General features: G+C 69.5%; 14 protein-coding genes. 9 read left to right on the top strand and 5 right to left on the bottom strand.

Annotation, left to right across the window (positions count from 1 at the left end):
• The 4 genes from aceF to B0W88_RS12220 all read left to right on the top strand — a co-directional run.
• Positions 1–1,233: dihydrolipoyllysine-residue acetyltransferase (gene aceF, locus B0W88_RS12235; protein WP_077034934.1), on the top strand; the 1,233-nt coding region annotated here is incomplete at its 5' end.
• Between the two features lie 16 nt (positions 1,234–1,249).
• Positions 1,250–3,049 (top strand): dihydrolipoyl dehydrogenase, encoded by a 1,800-nt coding sequence (gene lpdA / locus B0W88_RS12230; RefSeq protein WP_077034933.1) that lies wholly within the window; start codon positions 1,250–1,252, stop codon positions 3,047–3,049.
• Positions 3,046–3,921 carry a hypothetical protein gene (locus B0W88_RS12225; RefSeq protein WP_158080848.1) on the top strand — a complete coding sequence of 292 codons (876 nt, stop codon included), beginning with the start codon at positions 3,046–3,048 and terminating at the stop codon, positions 3,919–3,921. Before lpdA ends, B0W88_RS12225 begins: the two co-directional genes overlap by 4 nt.
• Positions 3,922–3,969: 48 nt before the next feature.
• Positions 3,970–4,263, top strand: a complete 294-nt coding sequence (locus B0W88_RS12220; protein WP_077034932.1) for a hypothetical protein — start codon at positions 3,970–3,972, stop codon at positions 4,261–4,263.
• A gap of 9 nt (positions 4,264–4,272) precedes the next feature.
• Here the strand turns inward: B0W88_RS12220 and B0W88_RS12215 are convergent, their stop codons facing one another.
• Positions 4,273–4,845 carry a hypothetical protein gene (locus B0W88_RS12215; protein WP_144006733.1) on the bottom strand — a complete coding sequence of 191 codons (573 nt, stop codon included), beginning with the start codon at positions 4,843–4,845 and terminating at the stop codon, positions 4,273–4,275.
• 43 nt (positions 4,846–4,888) lie between these two features.
• On the opposite strand from B0W88_RS12215, the gene B0W88_RS12210 reads away from it, so the two are divergent.
• Entirely contained in the window at positions 4,889–5,308 is a 420-nt protein-coding gene (locus B0W88_RS12210) for a VOC family protein (protein ID WP_077034930.1), read from the top strand.
• On the opposite strand, the gene B0W88_RS12205 is transcribed toward B0W88_RS12210, so the two are convergent.
• Positions 5,305–6,171 (bottom strand): HDOD domain-containing protein, encoded by an 867-nt coding sequence (locus tag B0W88_RS12205; RefSeq protein ID WP_077034938.1) that lies wholly within the window; start codon positions 6,169–6,171, stop codon positions 5,305–5,307. The two genes, B0W88_RS12210 and B0W88_RS12205, sit on opposite strands and share 4 nt — an antisense overlap.
• 172 nt (positions 6,172–6,343) lie before the next feature.
• Here B0W88_RS12205 and B0W88_RS12200 point away from each other — a divergent pair, with 172 nt between their 5' ends.
• Both B0W88_RS12200 and B0W88_RS12195 read left to right on the top strand, forming a co-directional pair.
• Positions 6,344–6,985: a transglutaminase-like cysteine peptidase gene (locus B0W88_RS12200; protein WP_233151696.1), complete on the top strand. Its 642-nt coding sequence runs from the start codon at positions 6,344–6,346 to the stop codon at positions 6,983–6,985.
• A 47-nt stretch (positions 6,986–7,032) separates the two neighbouring features.
• A complete protein-coding gene (locus B0W88_RS12195) occupies positions 7,033–8,955 on the top strand; it encodes an EAL domain-containing protein (protein WP_077034928.1) in 1,923 nt (640 codons plus the stop codon).
• Positions 8,956–8,963: 8 nt separating this feature from the next.
• On the opposite strand, the gene B0W88_RS12190 is transcribed toward B0W88_RS12195, so the two are convergent.
• Together B0W88_RS12190 and B0W88_RS12185 are read right to left on the bottom strand one after the other, a co-directional pair.
• Positions 8,964–9,731 carry a hypothetical protein gene (locus B0W88_RS12190; RefSeq protein ID WP_077034927.1) on the bottom strand — a complete coding sequence of 256 codons (768 nt, stop codon included), beginning with the start codon at positions 9,729–9,731 and terminating at the stop codon, positions 8,964–8,966.
• 90 nt (positions 9,732–9,821) lie between these two features.
• Positions 9,822–10,385 carry an NUDIX hydrolase gene (locus B0W88_RS12185; protein ID WP_077034926.1) on the bottom strand — a complete coding sequence of 188 codons (564 nt, stop codon included), beginning with the start codon at positions 10,383–10,385 and terminating at the stop codon, positions 9,822–9,824.
• A 26-nt stretch (positions 10,386–10,411) separates the two neighbouring features.
• Between B0W88_RS12185 and maiA the strand changes: the two genes are divergently transcribed.
• Both maiA and pgeF read left to right on the top strand, forming a co-directional pair.
• On the top strand, positions 10,412–11,050 hold the full coding sequence (gene maiA, locus B0W88_RS12180; protein WP_077034925.1) for a maleylacetoacetate isomerase: 639 nt from the start codon (positions 10,412–10,414) through the stop codon (positions 11,048–11,050).
• On the top strand, positions 11,040–11,798 hold the full coding sequence (pgeF, locus tag B0W88_RS12175; RefSeq protein WP_077034924.1) for a peptidoglycan editing factor PgeF: 759 nt from the start codon (positions 11,040–11,042) through the stop codon (positions 11,796–11,798). Before maiA ends, pgeF begins: the two co-directional genes overlap by 11 nt.
• On the opposite strand, the gene B0W88_RS12170 is transcribed toward pgeF, so the two are convergent.
• Positions 11,730–11,972: a hypothetical protein gene (locus B0W88_RS12170; protein ID WP_077034923.1), complete on the bottom strand. Its 243-nt coding sequence runs from the start codon at positions 11,970–11,972 to the stop codon at positions 11,730–11,732. The two genes, pgeF and B0W88_RS12170, sit on opposite strands and share 69 nt — an antisense overlap.
• Positions 11,973–12,051: the final 79 nt, after the last annotated feature.

The following is a 12,051-nucleotide window of genomic DNA, read 5'->3' as shown; positions in this document are numbered from 1 at the left end:
GAGCAGAGCCTGATCACCGTCGAGAGCGACAAGGCCTCGATGGAGATTCCGTCCTCGCACGCCGGCGTGCTGAAGGAGCTGAAGGTCAAGGTCGGCGACAAGGTCAAGAAGGGCTCGCTGATCGCGACGCTGGAAGCGGCGGGCGGCGCGCCTGCTGCTGCAGCGCCGGCACCCGCTCCTGCACAAGCCGCCGCGGCACCGGCCCCGGCGCAAGCCAGCGCCCCGGCCGAGCGCCCGAGCCCCACCGCCGCGCTGCCGGCGCACGAGCCGACCGCGCCCACCGGCACGCTGCCCCACGCCTCCCCGAGCATCCGCAAGCTGGCCCGCGAACTGGGCGTGCCGCTGGCCGAGGTCAAGGGTTCCGGCGCCAAGGGCCGCATCGTCGAGAGCGACGTGCAGGGCTTCGTCAAGGGTGTGATGGCCGGTGCCATCCAGACCGCTGCGCAGAAGGCCTCGGCGCCTGCCGCAGCGGCTGGCGCTGCAGGCGGCGGCGCGGGCCTGAACCTGCTCGCCTGGCCCAAGGTCGACTTCGAGAAGTTCGGCCCGGTCGAGCGCAAGGAACTGTCGCGCATCAAGAAGATCAGCGGCGCCAACCTGCACCGCAACTGGGTCGTGATCCCGCACGTCACCAACCATGACGACGCGGACATCACCGAGCTGGAAGCTTTCCGCGTGGCGACCAACAAGGAGAACGAGAAGTCCGGCATCAAGGTGACGATGCTGGCCTTCATGATCAAGGCGGCCGTCGCGGCGCTGAAGAAGTTCCCCGAGTTCAACGCGTCCCTGGACGGCGACGGCACGCTGGTGCTGAAGAACTACTTCCACATCGGCTTCGCGGCGGACACGCCCAACGGCCTGGTGGTCCCGGTGATCAAGGACGCCGACAAGAAGGGCATCTTCCAGATCAGCCAGGAAATGGGCGAGCTGGCCAAGAAGGCGCGCGACGGCAAGCTGGGCCCGGCCGACATGAGCGGCGGCTGCTTCTCGATCTCGTCCCTGGGCGGCATCGGCGGCAAGTACTTCACGCCGATCATCAACGCGCCCGAGGTCGCCATCATGGGCGTCTGCAAGAGCAGCATCGAGCCGGTGTGGGACGGCAAGGCCTTCCAGCCGCGCCTGATCCTGCCGCTGTCGCTGAGCTGGGACCACCGCGTGATCGACGGCGCCGCTGCCGCGCGCTTCAACGTCTACTTCGCCTCGCTGCTGGCCGATTTCCGCCGCATCGTGCTCTGAGCAAAGGAACGATCAGATGGCAACGATTGAAGTGAAGGTGCCGGACATCGGCGATTTCGATTCGGTGGGCGTGATCGAGGTGCTGGTCAAGGCCGGCGATACGGTCAAGGTCGAGCAGAGCCTGATCACCGTCGAGAGCGACAAGGCCTCGATGGAGATTCCGTCGAGCGCGGCCGGCGTCGTCAAGGACGTGAAGGTCAAGGTCGGCGACAAGGTCGCGATGGGCTCGGTGGTGCTGACGCTCGAAGCCGCTGGTGAAGTGGCTGCTGCTGCACCGGCTCCCGCGCCAGCGCCCGCCGCCGCTCCGGCGCCCGTGGCCGCCGCGCCCGCACCGGCCGCCGCGAGCTACACCGGCTCCGCCGACCAGTCCTTCGACGTGGTCGTGCTCGGCGGCGGCCCCGGCGGCTACTCGGCTGCCTTCCGCGCCGCCGACCTGGGTCTGAAGGTCGCCATCGTCGAGCGCTACACCACGCTCGGCGGTGTCTGCCTGAACGTCGGCTGCATCCCCTCGAAGGCGCTGCTGCACGTCGCCGCGGTGATGGACGAGGTCAAGCACTTCGCCGACCTCGGCGTCGAATTCGGCGAGCCCAAGGTCGAACTGCCCAAGCTGCTCGCGCACAAGCAGAAGGTCATCGGCAAGCTGACCGGCGGCCTGGCGATGATGGCCAAGATGCGCAAGGTGACGGTGATCCGCGGCTACGGCTCGCTGGTCGACCCGAACCACCTGAGCGTCGAGGAGACCACCGGCGCCGGCCAGGAGAAGACCGGCAAGACGCAGACGGTCCACTTCAAGAAGCTGATCATCGCGGCCGGCTCGCAGGCCGTGAGCCTGCCCTTCATGCCCAAGGATCCGCGCGTCATCGACTCGACCGGCGCGCTGGAACTGAGCACGGCGCCGAAGCGCATGCTGATCGTCGGCGGCGGCATCATCGGCCTCGAGATGGGCACCGTCTATTCGACGCTGGGCGCCCGCCTGGACGTCGTCGAAATGCTGCCCACGCTGATGACCGGCGCCGACCGCGACCTGGTCAAGGTCTGGCAGAAGATGAACGCCCCGCGCTTCGACAACATCATGTTGAACACGAAGACGGTGGCCGCGGAAGCGACGCCGGAAGGCATCAAGGTCACCTTCGAAGGCGAGGGCGCCCCGAAGGAACCCCAGCTCTACGACCTGGTCTTGCAGGCCGTGGGCCGCACGCCCAATGGCAAGAAGATCGGCGCCGACAAGGCCGGCGTCGTCGTCACCGACCGCGGCTTCATCCCGGTGGACGTGCAGATGCGCACCAACGTGCCGAACATCTTCGCCATCGGCGACCTGGTGGGCCAGCCGATGCTGGCGCACAAGGCGGTTCACGAGGGCCACGTGGCGGCCGAGGTCATCGCCGGCGAACTGCTGGGCGACGACAAGCTGGCCAAGGCGCAGTTCGACGCCCGCGTGATCCCGAGCGTGGCCTACACCGATCCGGAAGTGGCCTGGGTGGGCCTGACCGAGGACGAGGCCAAGGCCAAGGGCATCAAGGTCAAGAAGGGCCTGCTGCCGTGGAGCGCCTCCGGCCGCGCCATCGCCAACGGCCGCGACGAGGGCTTCACCAAGCTGCTGTTCGACGAGGAGACGCACCGCATCGTCGGCGGCGGCATCGTCGGTACGCACGCCGGCGACATGATTGGCGAGATCGCCCTGGCCATCGAGATGGGCGCCGACGCGGTGGACATCGGCAAGACCATCCACCCGCATCCGACGCTGGGCGAGAGCATCGGCCTGGCGGCCGAGGTGGCGCACGGGTCGTGCACGGACGTGCCGCCGGCACGCAAGTGAGGCGTATCAGGAAGGCGGCTCTGGCCGCCTTTTTTGTGCTCGCCGCAGTGGCGCTGCCCTGCGGCGCCGTGGAGCACCTGCTGGTCCCTCCCCACGACACCGACGAGCGCCTCGGCGTCAACGAACCACCCCACCTGGTGGTCTACGACCGCGACGCCGCCGGCACCCCGCCACTGCTGATCTGGCTGGCCGGCACCAACGGCCATCCGTCCACCGGCCCGCAGAAGTTCTTCGCCACCGCGGTGGATCAAGGCTACCGGCTGATCGGCATCTCCTATTTCAGCGAACCGGCCGTCTCGCAGGTCTGTACGCAGCGCCGCGTGCGCGAGCAGCCGCGTTGCGCCGAGGCCTTCCGCCAGCAGCGCGTCTGGGGCGACCAGACCGGCATCGTGCAGGACCGTCCCGAAGACGCGATCGTGCCGCGGCTGGCGCAGTTGCTGCGCCACCTGCAGAAGAGCGACCCGGCCGGCGACTGGGGCCGCTACCTCGATGGTGACGAGCCGCGCTGGGCGCTGATCACCGCGGCCGGCCAGTCGCAGGGCGGCGGCATGGCGGCCTATCTGGCCAAGAGCCGCAAGCTCGCCGGCGTGATCATGTTCTCCGGCGGCTGGGACCATGGCCGCGACGGCATCGCCGCCTGGTACCGGCGCGACAGCGCGACCCCGGCCGAGCGCTGGTCGGGCACCTATCACGTGGACGAGAACCAGGCCGGCACGATGGACCAGATCTACCGCACGCTGGGCCTGCCGCCCAGCCACATCCATGCGCTGAACCTCCCCGTTATGCCCGGGCACCTGCCGCACGGCGAGGGCATCTCCAACATCGCCTACCAGCCGCTGTGGCGGGAGATGCTGGGGACGGTGTCACTCTGAGCGCTTGCCTGCCGCAGAATGGGCACCCTCATCGTCCATCGAGCCGCCATGCGTCCCATCGCCGCACTGATTCTTGCCCTCGTGGCCTCTTCGGTCATCGCGCAACCGAGCCCGCCGGCCAATGCGCCGCGGCCGCCGTCGCCGGAGCAACTGCAGCAGGCCATGCAGGCGCAGATCGAGGTGCAGCTGGCCGCCGCCGCCAGGCCCGACACGGCCGAGCGCATCGCCGCCTTCAAGCGCAACCTCTACGAGGCGCTGCTGAAGAAGGGCTTCACGCAGCAACAGGCGGTGGAGATCACCGTGGCGACGCCGCTGCCGGGATCGGCGGCATTCGGCAGGTAAGGCCGAATCTCAGCGCAGCGGCACGCTCGAGCAGTCGGCCGTGCTGAAGCGGTCGACCCGCAGCCTGAACGTCTCTCCCAGCCGCACCCGCTCCCACAGCTCGCGCGGCAGCTCGCAGTCCCATTGCTGCTCGTGCACGGCCGAGCTCAGGTGCAGCAGGAAGCGCATCGTGCGCTTGCCGGGCCGTTCGGCGCCGATGGCGTCGCGCGTCAGGTCGCCCGGTGGCAAGGCCGGCCAGTGCGGGCTCTCGGCCTCGGAGCCGGTCGCCTGCCGGACCCAGCGCCTGCGCCACTCCGGCGCGCTGTAGCGGCAGTGCTCGCGACCGTCCACCACGCGGCGCTGGATGTCGATGGCTGAGGCCGGCAATTCGTCGCACCAGCCGGAACCGGTCTCGAGGATGCGCTTCTCGATCTCCACCTGGTAGAGCCAGGTCTTCGATTCGACGGTGACGATGAAGCCGCGCGGGCCGAACAGCTTCCACAGCAGCGGTGACACCAGCAGCGCCATCAGCGGCACCGCCCAGCGCAGGCGGCGGCGCCAGATCCTTTGCGAGTTGCGGAGAGCGGATGGAGCGGACGGCATGTGGCGGCGATTGTGCCGCCCGGTCGGCGGCAGAATCGCCGGGATGAAAACACCGCCATTCGCCATCGAGCGCATCGATCATCTGGTCTTCCGCGTACGCGATCTCGCCGCCAGCGTGAGCTTCTACGAGACCGTGCTGGGCTGCAGCGTTGCGCGTCGTCGCGACGACCTGGGCCTGGTGCACCTGCGCACCGGCGCTTCGATGATCGACCTGATCTCGGTGGACGGGAAACTGGGGCGCGCCGGCGGTGAAGCGGCACGGCCCGACACCGGCCGCAACGTCGACCACCTGTGCCTGCGCATCGAGCCTTTCGACGAGGCGGCGATCGTCGCCCACCTGGCCGCCCACGGCATCGCGCCGCGCGGTCCGGCCTCGAACAACTTCGGCGCCGAGGGCGATGGACCGTCCCTCTACTTCAGCGATCCGGACGGCAATGTGATTGAGCTGAAGGGTGCTGCCTAAGCCTCGTCCAGCAGCGGCCAGAGCATCTCCTGCCAGGTCTCCAGGTCGTCGAAGCCGATGTGCAGCCACTCCATCGCCACGCCGTGGTTGGTGGCCCAGTCGGCGTCTTCGGCCAGGCCTTCGTGCCGGCGCATCAGCTGCTCGGCCACCAGGCCCATCGCGATCAGCGTGTGCACCTCGGGCTCGATGCCGGCATGGCCCAGCGAGCGGAAGTCGTGGTGCAGCCGGATCGCCGCCATCAGCTCGGCCGGCATGTTCCAGGCCCGCGCGGTGAGCGCGCCCACCACCGCATGGTCGGTCTTATGGTTGGCGTTTTCGGTGGCGATGAAAGGCCGGTCGATGCGCGCGGAGGCCTCGATGATCGTGCCGCCGTAGCCGCGCACGCTTTGCAGCAGCACCGGCATGCCCACATGCAGGAACAGGCCGAAGGCATGGGCCATGTCCTCCGACACGCCCGGCAGCTGCGTGGCGATGAAGCCGCAGGCGATGGCGCGCTTGGTGGAGCGCTCCCAGAAGCGCGCCAGGTGCGGGCTGTTGACCGGGATGGCGTTGCGCGCGAGGAAGCCGCTCATCACCTCGGCGCTCTGCTTCAGGCCGATGCGGTTCATCGCCTGGCCGACGGTGGTGCAGGGCAGGCCCAGCGGCTTGTGCAGCGGGCCGTTGGCGATGCGCAGCAGCGTGGCCGACATGGCCACGTCCGCCGCGGCGATGCGCGCCACCGCGTTCAGGTCCGGCTCGGGTGCCTGGCGCATCGCCTCGCGCAGCTGCACCAGGAGCTCCGGGCAGGGCGGGATAACGATCTGCTTCAGCGCACCCTGGGCGCGGGATCTGTCAATTTCTTGGCGGATTTGCTGGGTATTCATGGACTGCGGTTCGGCCGCCACGGGCGCGGATTCGTGAGCGCCTGTATCAGCCTGTACATTGCCCGCTACGATAGCCCGGCCCCGGTACGGCCCGCCACAACTACTCCACAGACAGGCGCTTTTCTTGCGCATGCTTTGCACCGTCCGCCCACTACTGCGCATGCGGCTGCCCGTGCTCCGCCGAACCTGGGCGTTGGCGCTGGCGGGCCTGCTCGGCCTCGTCGTGCCGGCCCAGGGCCTGGACAACGCCCGCCTCAAGGAAGCGGCCGTGAAGATCGGCCCGCGCGCGGTGGCCGAGGTGCCGCTGCTGTTGCAGATGCTCGACAAGGCCGCGGCGCTGGACGAGGAGGCGCGGCTGAAGCTGGTCAACGACTACTTCAACCAGAAGATCGCCTTCAAGGAAGACACCGAGGTCTGGGGCGTGATCGACTACTGGGCCACGCCGCTGGAGGCGCTGGACAAGGGCGCCGGCGATTGTGAGGATTACGCGATCGCCAAGTATTTCAGCCTGGTCTCGGCCGGCATGCCGGTGTCCAAGCTGCGCATGGTCTATGTGCGGGCGGCGTTGCGCGGGCAGTCGCTGGCGCACATGGTGCTTGCCTACTATGCCCAGCCGGGCGCCGACCCGCTGATCCTGGACAACCTGATCCCCGACGTGAAGCCCGCCTCGCAGCGCCCCGACCTGCGGCCTGTCTTCAGCTTCAACACCGAGGGCCTCTGGCAGGGCACCGGCAACACGACGCAGGGCGACCCGGTCGCCCGGCTGTCGATGTGGCGCAACCTGCTGCAGAAGGTGCGGGCCGAAGGATTCTGATCACCGATGAACATGAACGTTATGCCAAGAGAAGAAGAGAGACTGCCATGTCCCTGATGCGTCAAGTGTGGTTGCTGGTCCTGGGCGTGGTGCTGGCCTCGCTGGTGGGCAGCGTGGCCGTGTCGACCGGCTCGGTGCGGCAGGTGCTGCAGACCCAGCTGCAGCTGAAGAACGCGGACAACGCGGCGGCGCTGGCGCTGGCGCTGTCCCAGCAGGGCGGCGATGCGCAGCTGATGGAGCTGCTGGTCTCGGCCCAGTTCGACACCGGCGCCTACCAGCGCGTGCTGTGGCGCCAGGCGGACGGCAAGGTCGCCGTCGAGCGCCATGCCGAGCCGCGGCCCAGCGAGGCGCCGGCCTGGTTCGTCAACCTGATGCCCATCGCCGTGCAGCCGGGCGTGGCCCAGGTGTCCAACGGCTGGAACGCGATCGGCTCGGTCGAGGTGACCAGCCATTCCTCCTATGCCTACGACGAACTCTGGCGCGCCAGCCTGCGCAGCGCGGCGCTGCTGGCGGCGGTGGGCCTGGTGGCGGGCGTGCTGGCGTTGTTCGTGCTGCGGCGCATCCGCCGGCCGCTGGACAACGCGGTGAAGCAGGCCCAGTCAGTGGTGGATGGCAGTTATGCGCTGGTCGAGGTCTCGCGCGTGCCCGAGCTGCAGCGGCTGACCGAGGCGATGAACGCGATGGTGGCGCGGGTGCGCTCGATGTTCGAGGCGCAGTCCGAGCAGCTGCAGGTGCTGCGCGTGCAGGCCCATGCCGACGCGCTGACCGGCATGAGCACCCGCAAGCATTTCCTGGCCGAGCTCGATTCGGCGCTGACGCGCGACGAAGGCCCGGCCGAGGCCGGCCTGGTGCTGGTGCGGCTGCGCGACCTGGCCGGGCTCAACCAGCGCATCGGCCGCCCGGCGGTGGACCAGGTGCTGGTGGCGATGGCCCATGCGGTGAAGGTCTATCCGGAGCGGGTGCGCGGCTGCCTGGGCGGGCGGCTCAACGGCGCGGACTTCGCGCTGTGGCTGCCGGCGCCCGACGTGGCGGCCGAGACGGCCCAGGCGCTGGCCGATGCGCTGCGATCGAGCCTGCCGGCCTTCGGTGGCGGCATCCAGGTGGCGCTGGGCGCGGTGGACCTGCCGCGTGACCAGCCGATGGGCGTCTGGTTCGGCACCGCTGACACCGCGCTCGCCCGGGCCGAGACGCAGCCGGGCTTCGTCGTCGAGTCGATCAGCACGCGCACGGCGGACAGCCAGTCGCAGGGCGAGCGGGCCTGGCGCGCGCAGATCGTCGAGGCGGTCAAGGAGCGGCGTGGCCGCCTGGTCGAATATCCGGTGCTGGATCGCGAGGGGCAGGTCTTGCATCTGGAATGCCCGCTGCAGCTTCAGCTCCAGCCCAATGGGCCGCATGAATCTGCCACGCGCTGGCTGCCGCTGGCGATCCGCAGCCGGCTCACCGCCGAGGTGGACGCGCTGGCGGTCTCGCTGGCGCTGGAGGCGATCGCGAAGGACGGCCAGGCGCGTTGCATCAACATCGCGCCAGCCTCGCTGCTGGACGGCGGCTTTGTCGCGCGGCTGCGCGAGATCGTCTTCCAGTCGCCGCCGGCGGCGCGCAAGCTCGGGCTGGAGCTGGCCGAGAGTGCGGCGGTCCAGCATTTCGACCTGCTGGTCGAGATGGGCCGGCAGCTGCGGCCGCTGGGCGTCAAGCTGGGGCTGGAGCATGCCGGGGCGGGCCTCTCCCAGGTGGACCGGCTCTACCAGGCGGGACTGGACTACGTGAAGCTCGACGCCTCGGTCGTCACCGGCGTGTCGGGCGATGCGGCGCGGGCCGCCTTCGTGCGCGGCATGCTGATCATGCTGCGCAGCCTGGCGCTGAAGGTCTATGGCGAGGGCCTGGCCGACCCGATGGACGTGCAGGCCGCCTGGGACTGCGAGCTGGATGGCGTGACGGGCCCCTGGGCGACGGCGCGTCGCGGCCAGCGCTGATTGATCGATCAGACCGGCAGCAGCGAGCGCTCGCCGGCGCGGTGGGCGCGCCAAAGCAGCCAACCCGTCTGCGCCAGCAGCAGCAGGGCAAGGCTCAGCGCCACGCTGGCCGACACCTCGGCCCCGCGCAGCCGGCTGTGCGACTGCTCCACGTAAACGCCGACCAGCCCCCACAGCACCGCCAGCGTATAGGCCGGATGGCCGTGCAACTGGGCGTTGGCCCAGAACACCAGCAGCGCGGCGGCCGCCCACAGGGCCAGGCTCCAGGACAGCATGTCGCCCGCCGGCAGCAGCTGGTAGGCCACGGCGACCTGGGCGGTGTTCAGGAAGGCCGCCAGCGACAGCCAGCCCGCATGCAGGCCCAGCGAGAGCAGGCCCAGCCACATGTGGCCGCGCGGGTCGGCGGCGCGAGCCATCAGCAGGCAGCCGTAGAGGATGCAGGCCAGCGCGGTCCAGATGATGATCAGCGCCAGCCAGAACATCTGGGCCGAGAAGGCGATCATCCAGCTCGCGGTCAGCGCGAAGCCGACGCTGGTGACGATGCGCAGCTCCCGCTGCTCCGGCAGCGCACGATGCCTCCGCATCGCCTGCCAGATCGCGAAGCCGAGATCGAGCGTGAAGATCACCGACCAGATGGCGAAGGCATAGCCCGCCGCCACCAGCAGGGTCGGATACTGGTTGGAGACCGTGGCGCTGTCAGGGCCGAACCAGCCCATCTGCGTGAAGAAGGCGACCATGGGCATGGCCAGCGTGGCCAGCAGCAGCAGGATCTTCATCGTGGGTTCCTCCCTGACGGTGCGTGTCGTCAGGAAGACGGTCGGCAAGCGGTGTGCCGCACCCGTGTAGGAAAACGCCGCCCCCGGGGGTCAGACGATGTCGCCGCTGTGCAGGCTGTAGGGCCGCTGCAGCCGCCGGTCCTCGAAGAAGTGCTGCAGGGTCTGGCGCACGGTGCGGAAGGCGATCTGGTCCCAGGGCACCTCGTGCTCGTGGAAGAGGCGTGCCTCCAGCGTCTCCGGGCCGGGATCGAATTCGGGCGACAGCAGCCGCGCGCGGTAGAACAGGTGGATCTGGCCCACCGAGACGACGTTCAGCAGGCAATAGAGCTCCTGCATCTCGACCTGTGCGCCGGCCTCCTCGTCGGTCTCGCGCTTGGCGCCCTCGATGGCGGTCTCGCCCAGTTCCAGGAAGCCGGCCGGCAGCGTCCACAGCCCGTAGCGCGGTTCGATCGCGCGCTTGCACAGCAGCACCTGCCCGTCCGGCCCCTCGCCCCAGACGGGCAGGGTGCCGACCACGTTGATCGGGTTCTCGTAGTGGATGGTGCCGCAGCGGGTGCAGGTGGCCCGCTCGCGGTTGTCGTCCGCGGGAACCTGGTAAACGCAGGGCGCGCCGCAGGAGGGGCAGAACTGGTAGCGGCGGGCTTTGAAAAACATGGGCCGGAGTTTCACATAATCGAGCGATGGAACTCTTCAACTACTTCCGCTCTTCGGCCTCCTGGCGCGTGCGCATCGCGCTGGCCCTGAAGGGCCTGGACTACGACTACCGGCCGATCCATCTGCTGAAGAAGGAGCAGCTGGAGGAGTCCTTCGCGGCGCAGCAGCCGGCGAAGCTGGTGCCGCTGCTGGTCGACGGCGACCTGCGCCTCGGGCAGTCGATGGCGATCATCGAGTACCTGGACGAGACCCATCCCGAGCCGCCGCTGCTGCCGCCCGATGCGGCCGGCCGCGCCTGGGTGCGCGCGCTGGCGCAGGACATCGCCTGCGAGATCCATCCGCTCAACAACCTGCGCGTGCTGCGCTACCTCGTGCACGACATGGGCCTGGACGAGGAGGCCAAGAACCGCTGGATCCGGCATTGGATCGAGGACGGTCTCGCGGTCGTCGAGGAGAAGCTGAAAGCCTCGGGCCGGGCCGGGCGCTTCTGCCACGGCGACACGCCGGGCCTGGCCGACTGCGTGCTGGTGCCGCAGGTCTTCAACGCGCAGCGCTTCGAGGCGCGGCTGGACCACGTGCCCACGCTGATGCGCATCCATGCCGGGTGCATGGCGCATCCGGCCTTCGACGCGACCCAGCCAGCGAAGTGTCCCGATGCACAGTGACTGGCTGCGCCCCGACTGGCCGCTGGCCCATGTCCATGCCTTCATGACCACGCGGGCCGGCGGCGTCAGCACCGGCCCGCGGGCCAGCATGAACGTCGGCCGCTCGGTGCAGGACGACCCGGCGGCGGTGGCCGAGAACCGCGCGCGCGTCAGCGCGGCGCTCGGCGCGCCGGCGCTGTTCATGCCGCAGGTGCACGGCGTCGAGGTGCTGCGCCTGCAGCCCGCGCATGTCGAGCTCGACACGATGCCCGCGGCCGATGCCGCGGTCAGCACGGATCCCGCGTTAGGCGTGGCGATCCAGGTGGCCGATTGCCTGCCGGTCCTGTTTGCCGCGCCGCGCGGCGTGGCCGGTGCCCATGCCGGCTGGCGGGGCCTGGCCGGCGGCGTGCTTGAGAACACGGTGCGCTCGTTGTGCGAGGCGGCCGAGTGCCGGCCGCAGGACATCCACGCCTGGCTCGGTGCCTGCATCGGGCCCGAGGCCTTCGAGGTCGGTGCCGATGTGCTGCAGGCCTTCGGCGTGGAGCCTTCGGAGAGCGACAAGCCCTACTTCGTTCATCGCCCCAACGCGGCGGGCGAGGCGCGCTGGCGGGCCGACCTGGCCGGCCTGGCGCGCAAGCGTTTACATGGCCTGCAGCTCGCTTCCGTCAGCGGCGGCGGCCTGTGCACGTTCAGCGAAGATTCACGTTTCTTCTCGTACCGGCGGGAGCGCTTTGGGGGCCGCATGGTCGCCGCCATCCGGCTGCTCTGAACGCCGCCGGCGGCGGTACCTGGCGCCCATCACGTACAGCACGATGGACAGCGGCAGCAAGCCGTAGAAGATGAACGTGATGGCGGCGCCCAGCAGGCTGCCCTGCGGGCTGATGGCCTCGGCCGCCGCCGCGAGCAGGACGACAAAGATCCAAGCGATCGCTACCAGATGCATGGGACTGTTCTTGTGAATCGTTGAGGCCGAAACGGGCGAGCGTACAACAGCGCCGCAGTGCCCATTCCATGCGGAATGT

Origin of the sequence: Pelomonas sp. KK5 (assembly GCF_001984095.1) — a bacterium.
Lineage (GTDB): Bacteria > Pseudomonadota > Gammaproteobacteria > Burkholderiales > Burkholderiaceae_C > KK5.
The sequence above is the reverse complement of the archived record's forward strand: the minus strand, read 5'-3'. Positions and strand labels throughout refer to the sequence as shown.

Coding starts and splice junctions, on each gene's coding strand:
- lpdA (WP_077034933.1), top strand. CDS start 1,250: ATGGCAACGATTGAAGTGAAGGTGCCGGACATCGGCGATTTCGATTCG.
- B0W88_RS12220 (WP_077034932.1), top strand. CDS start 3,970: ATGCGTCCCATCGCCGCACTGATTCTTGCCCTCGTGGCCTCTTCGGTC.
- B0W88_RS12215 (WP_144006733.1), bottom strand. CDS start 4,845: ATGCCGTCCGCTCCATCCGCTCTCCGCAACTCGCAAAGGATCTGGCGC.
- B0W88_RS12210 (WP_077034930.1), top strand. CDS start 4,889: ATGAAAACACCGCCATTCGCCATCGAGCGCATCGATCATCTGGTCTTC.
- B0W88_RS12205 (WP_077034938.1), bottom strand. CDS start 6,171: ATGAATACCCAGCAAATCCGCCAAGAAATTGACAGATCCCGCGCCCAG.
- B0W88_RS12195 (WP_077034928.1), top strand. CDS start 7,033: ATGTCCCTGATGCGTCAAGTGTGGTTGCTGGTCCTGGGCGTGGTGCTG.
- B0W88_RS12190 (WP_077034927.1), bottom strand. CDS start 9,731: ATGAAGATCCTGCTGCTGCTGGCCACGCTGGCCATGCCCATGGTCGCC.
- B0W88_RS12185 (WP_077034926.1), bottom strand. CDS start 10,385: ATGTTTTTCAAAGCCCGCCGCTACCAGTTCTGCCCCTCCTGCGGCGCG.
- maiA (WP_077034925.1), top strand. CDS start 10,412: ATGGAACTCTTCAACTACTTCCGCTCTTCGGCCTCCTGGCGCGTGCGC.
- pgeF (WP_077034924.1), top strand. CDS start 11,040: ATGCACAGTGACTGGCTGCGCCCCGACTGGCCGCTGGCCCATGTCCAT.
- B0W88_RS12170 (WP_077034923.1), bottom strand. CDS start 11,972: ATGCATCTGGTAGCGATCGCTTGGATCTTTGTCGTCCTGCTCGCGGCG.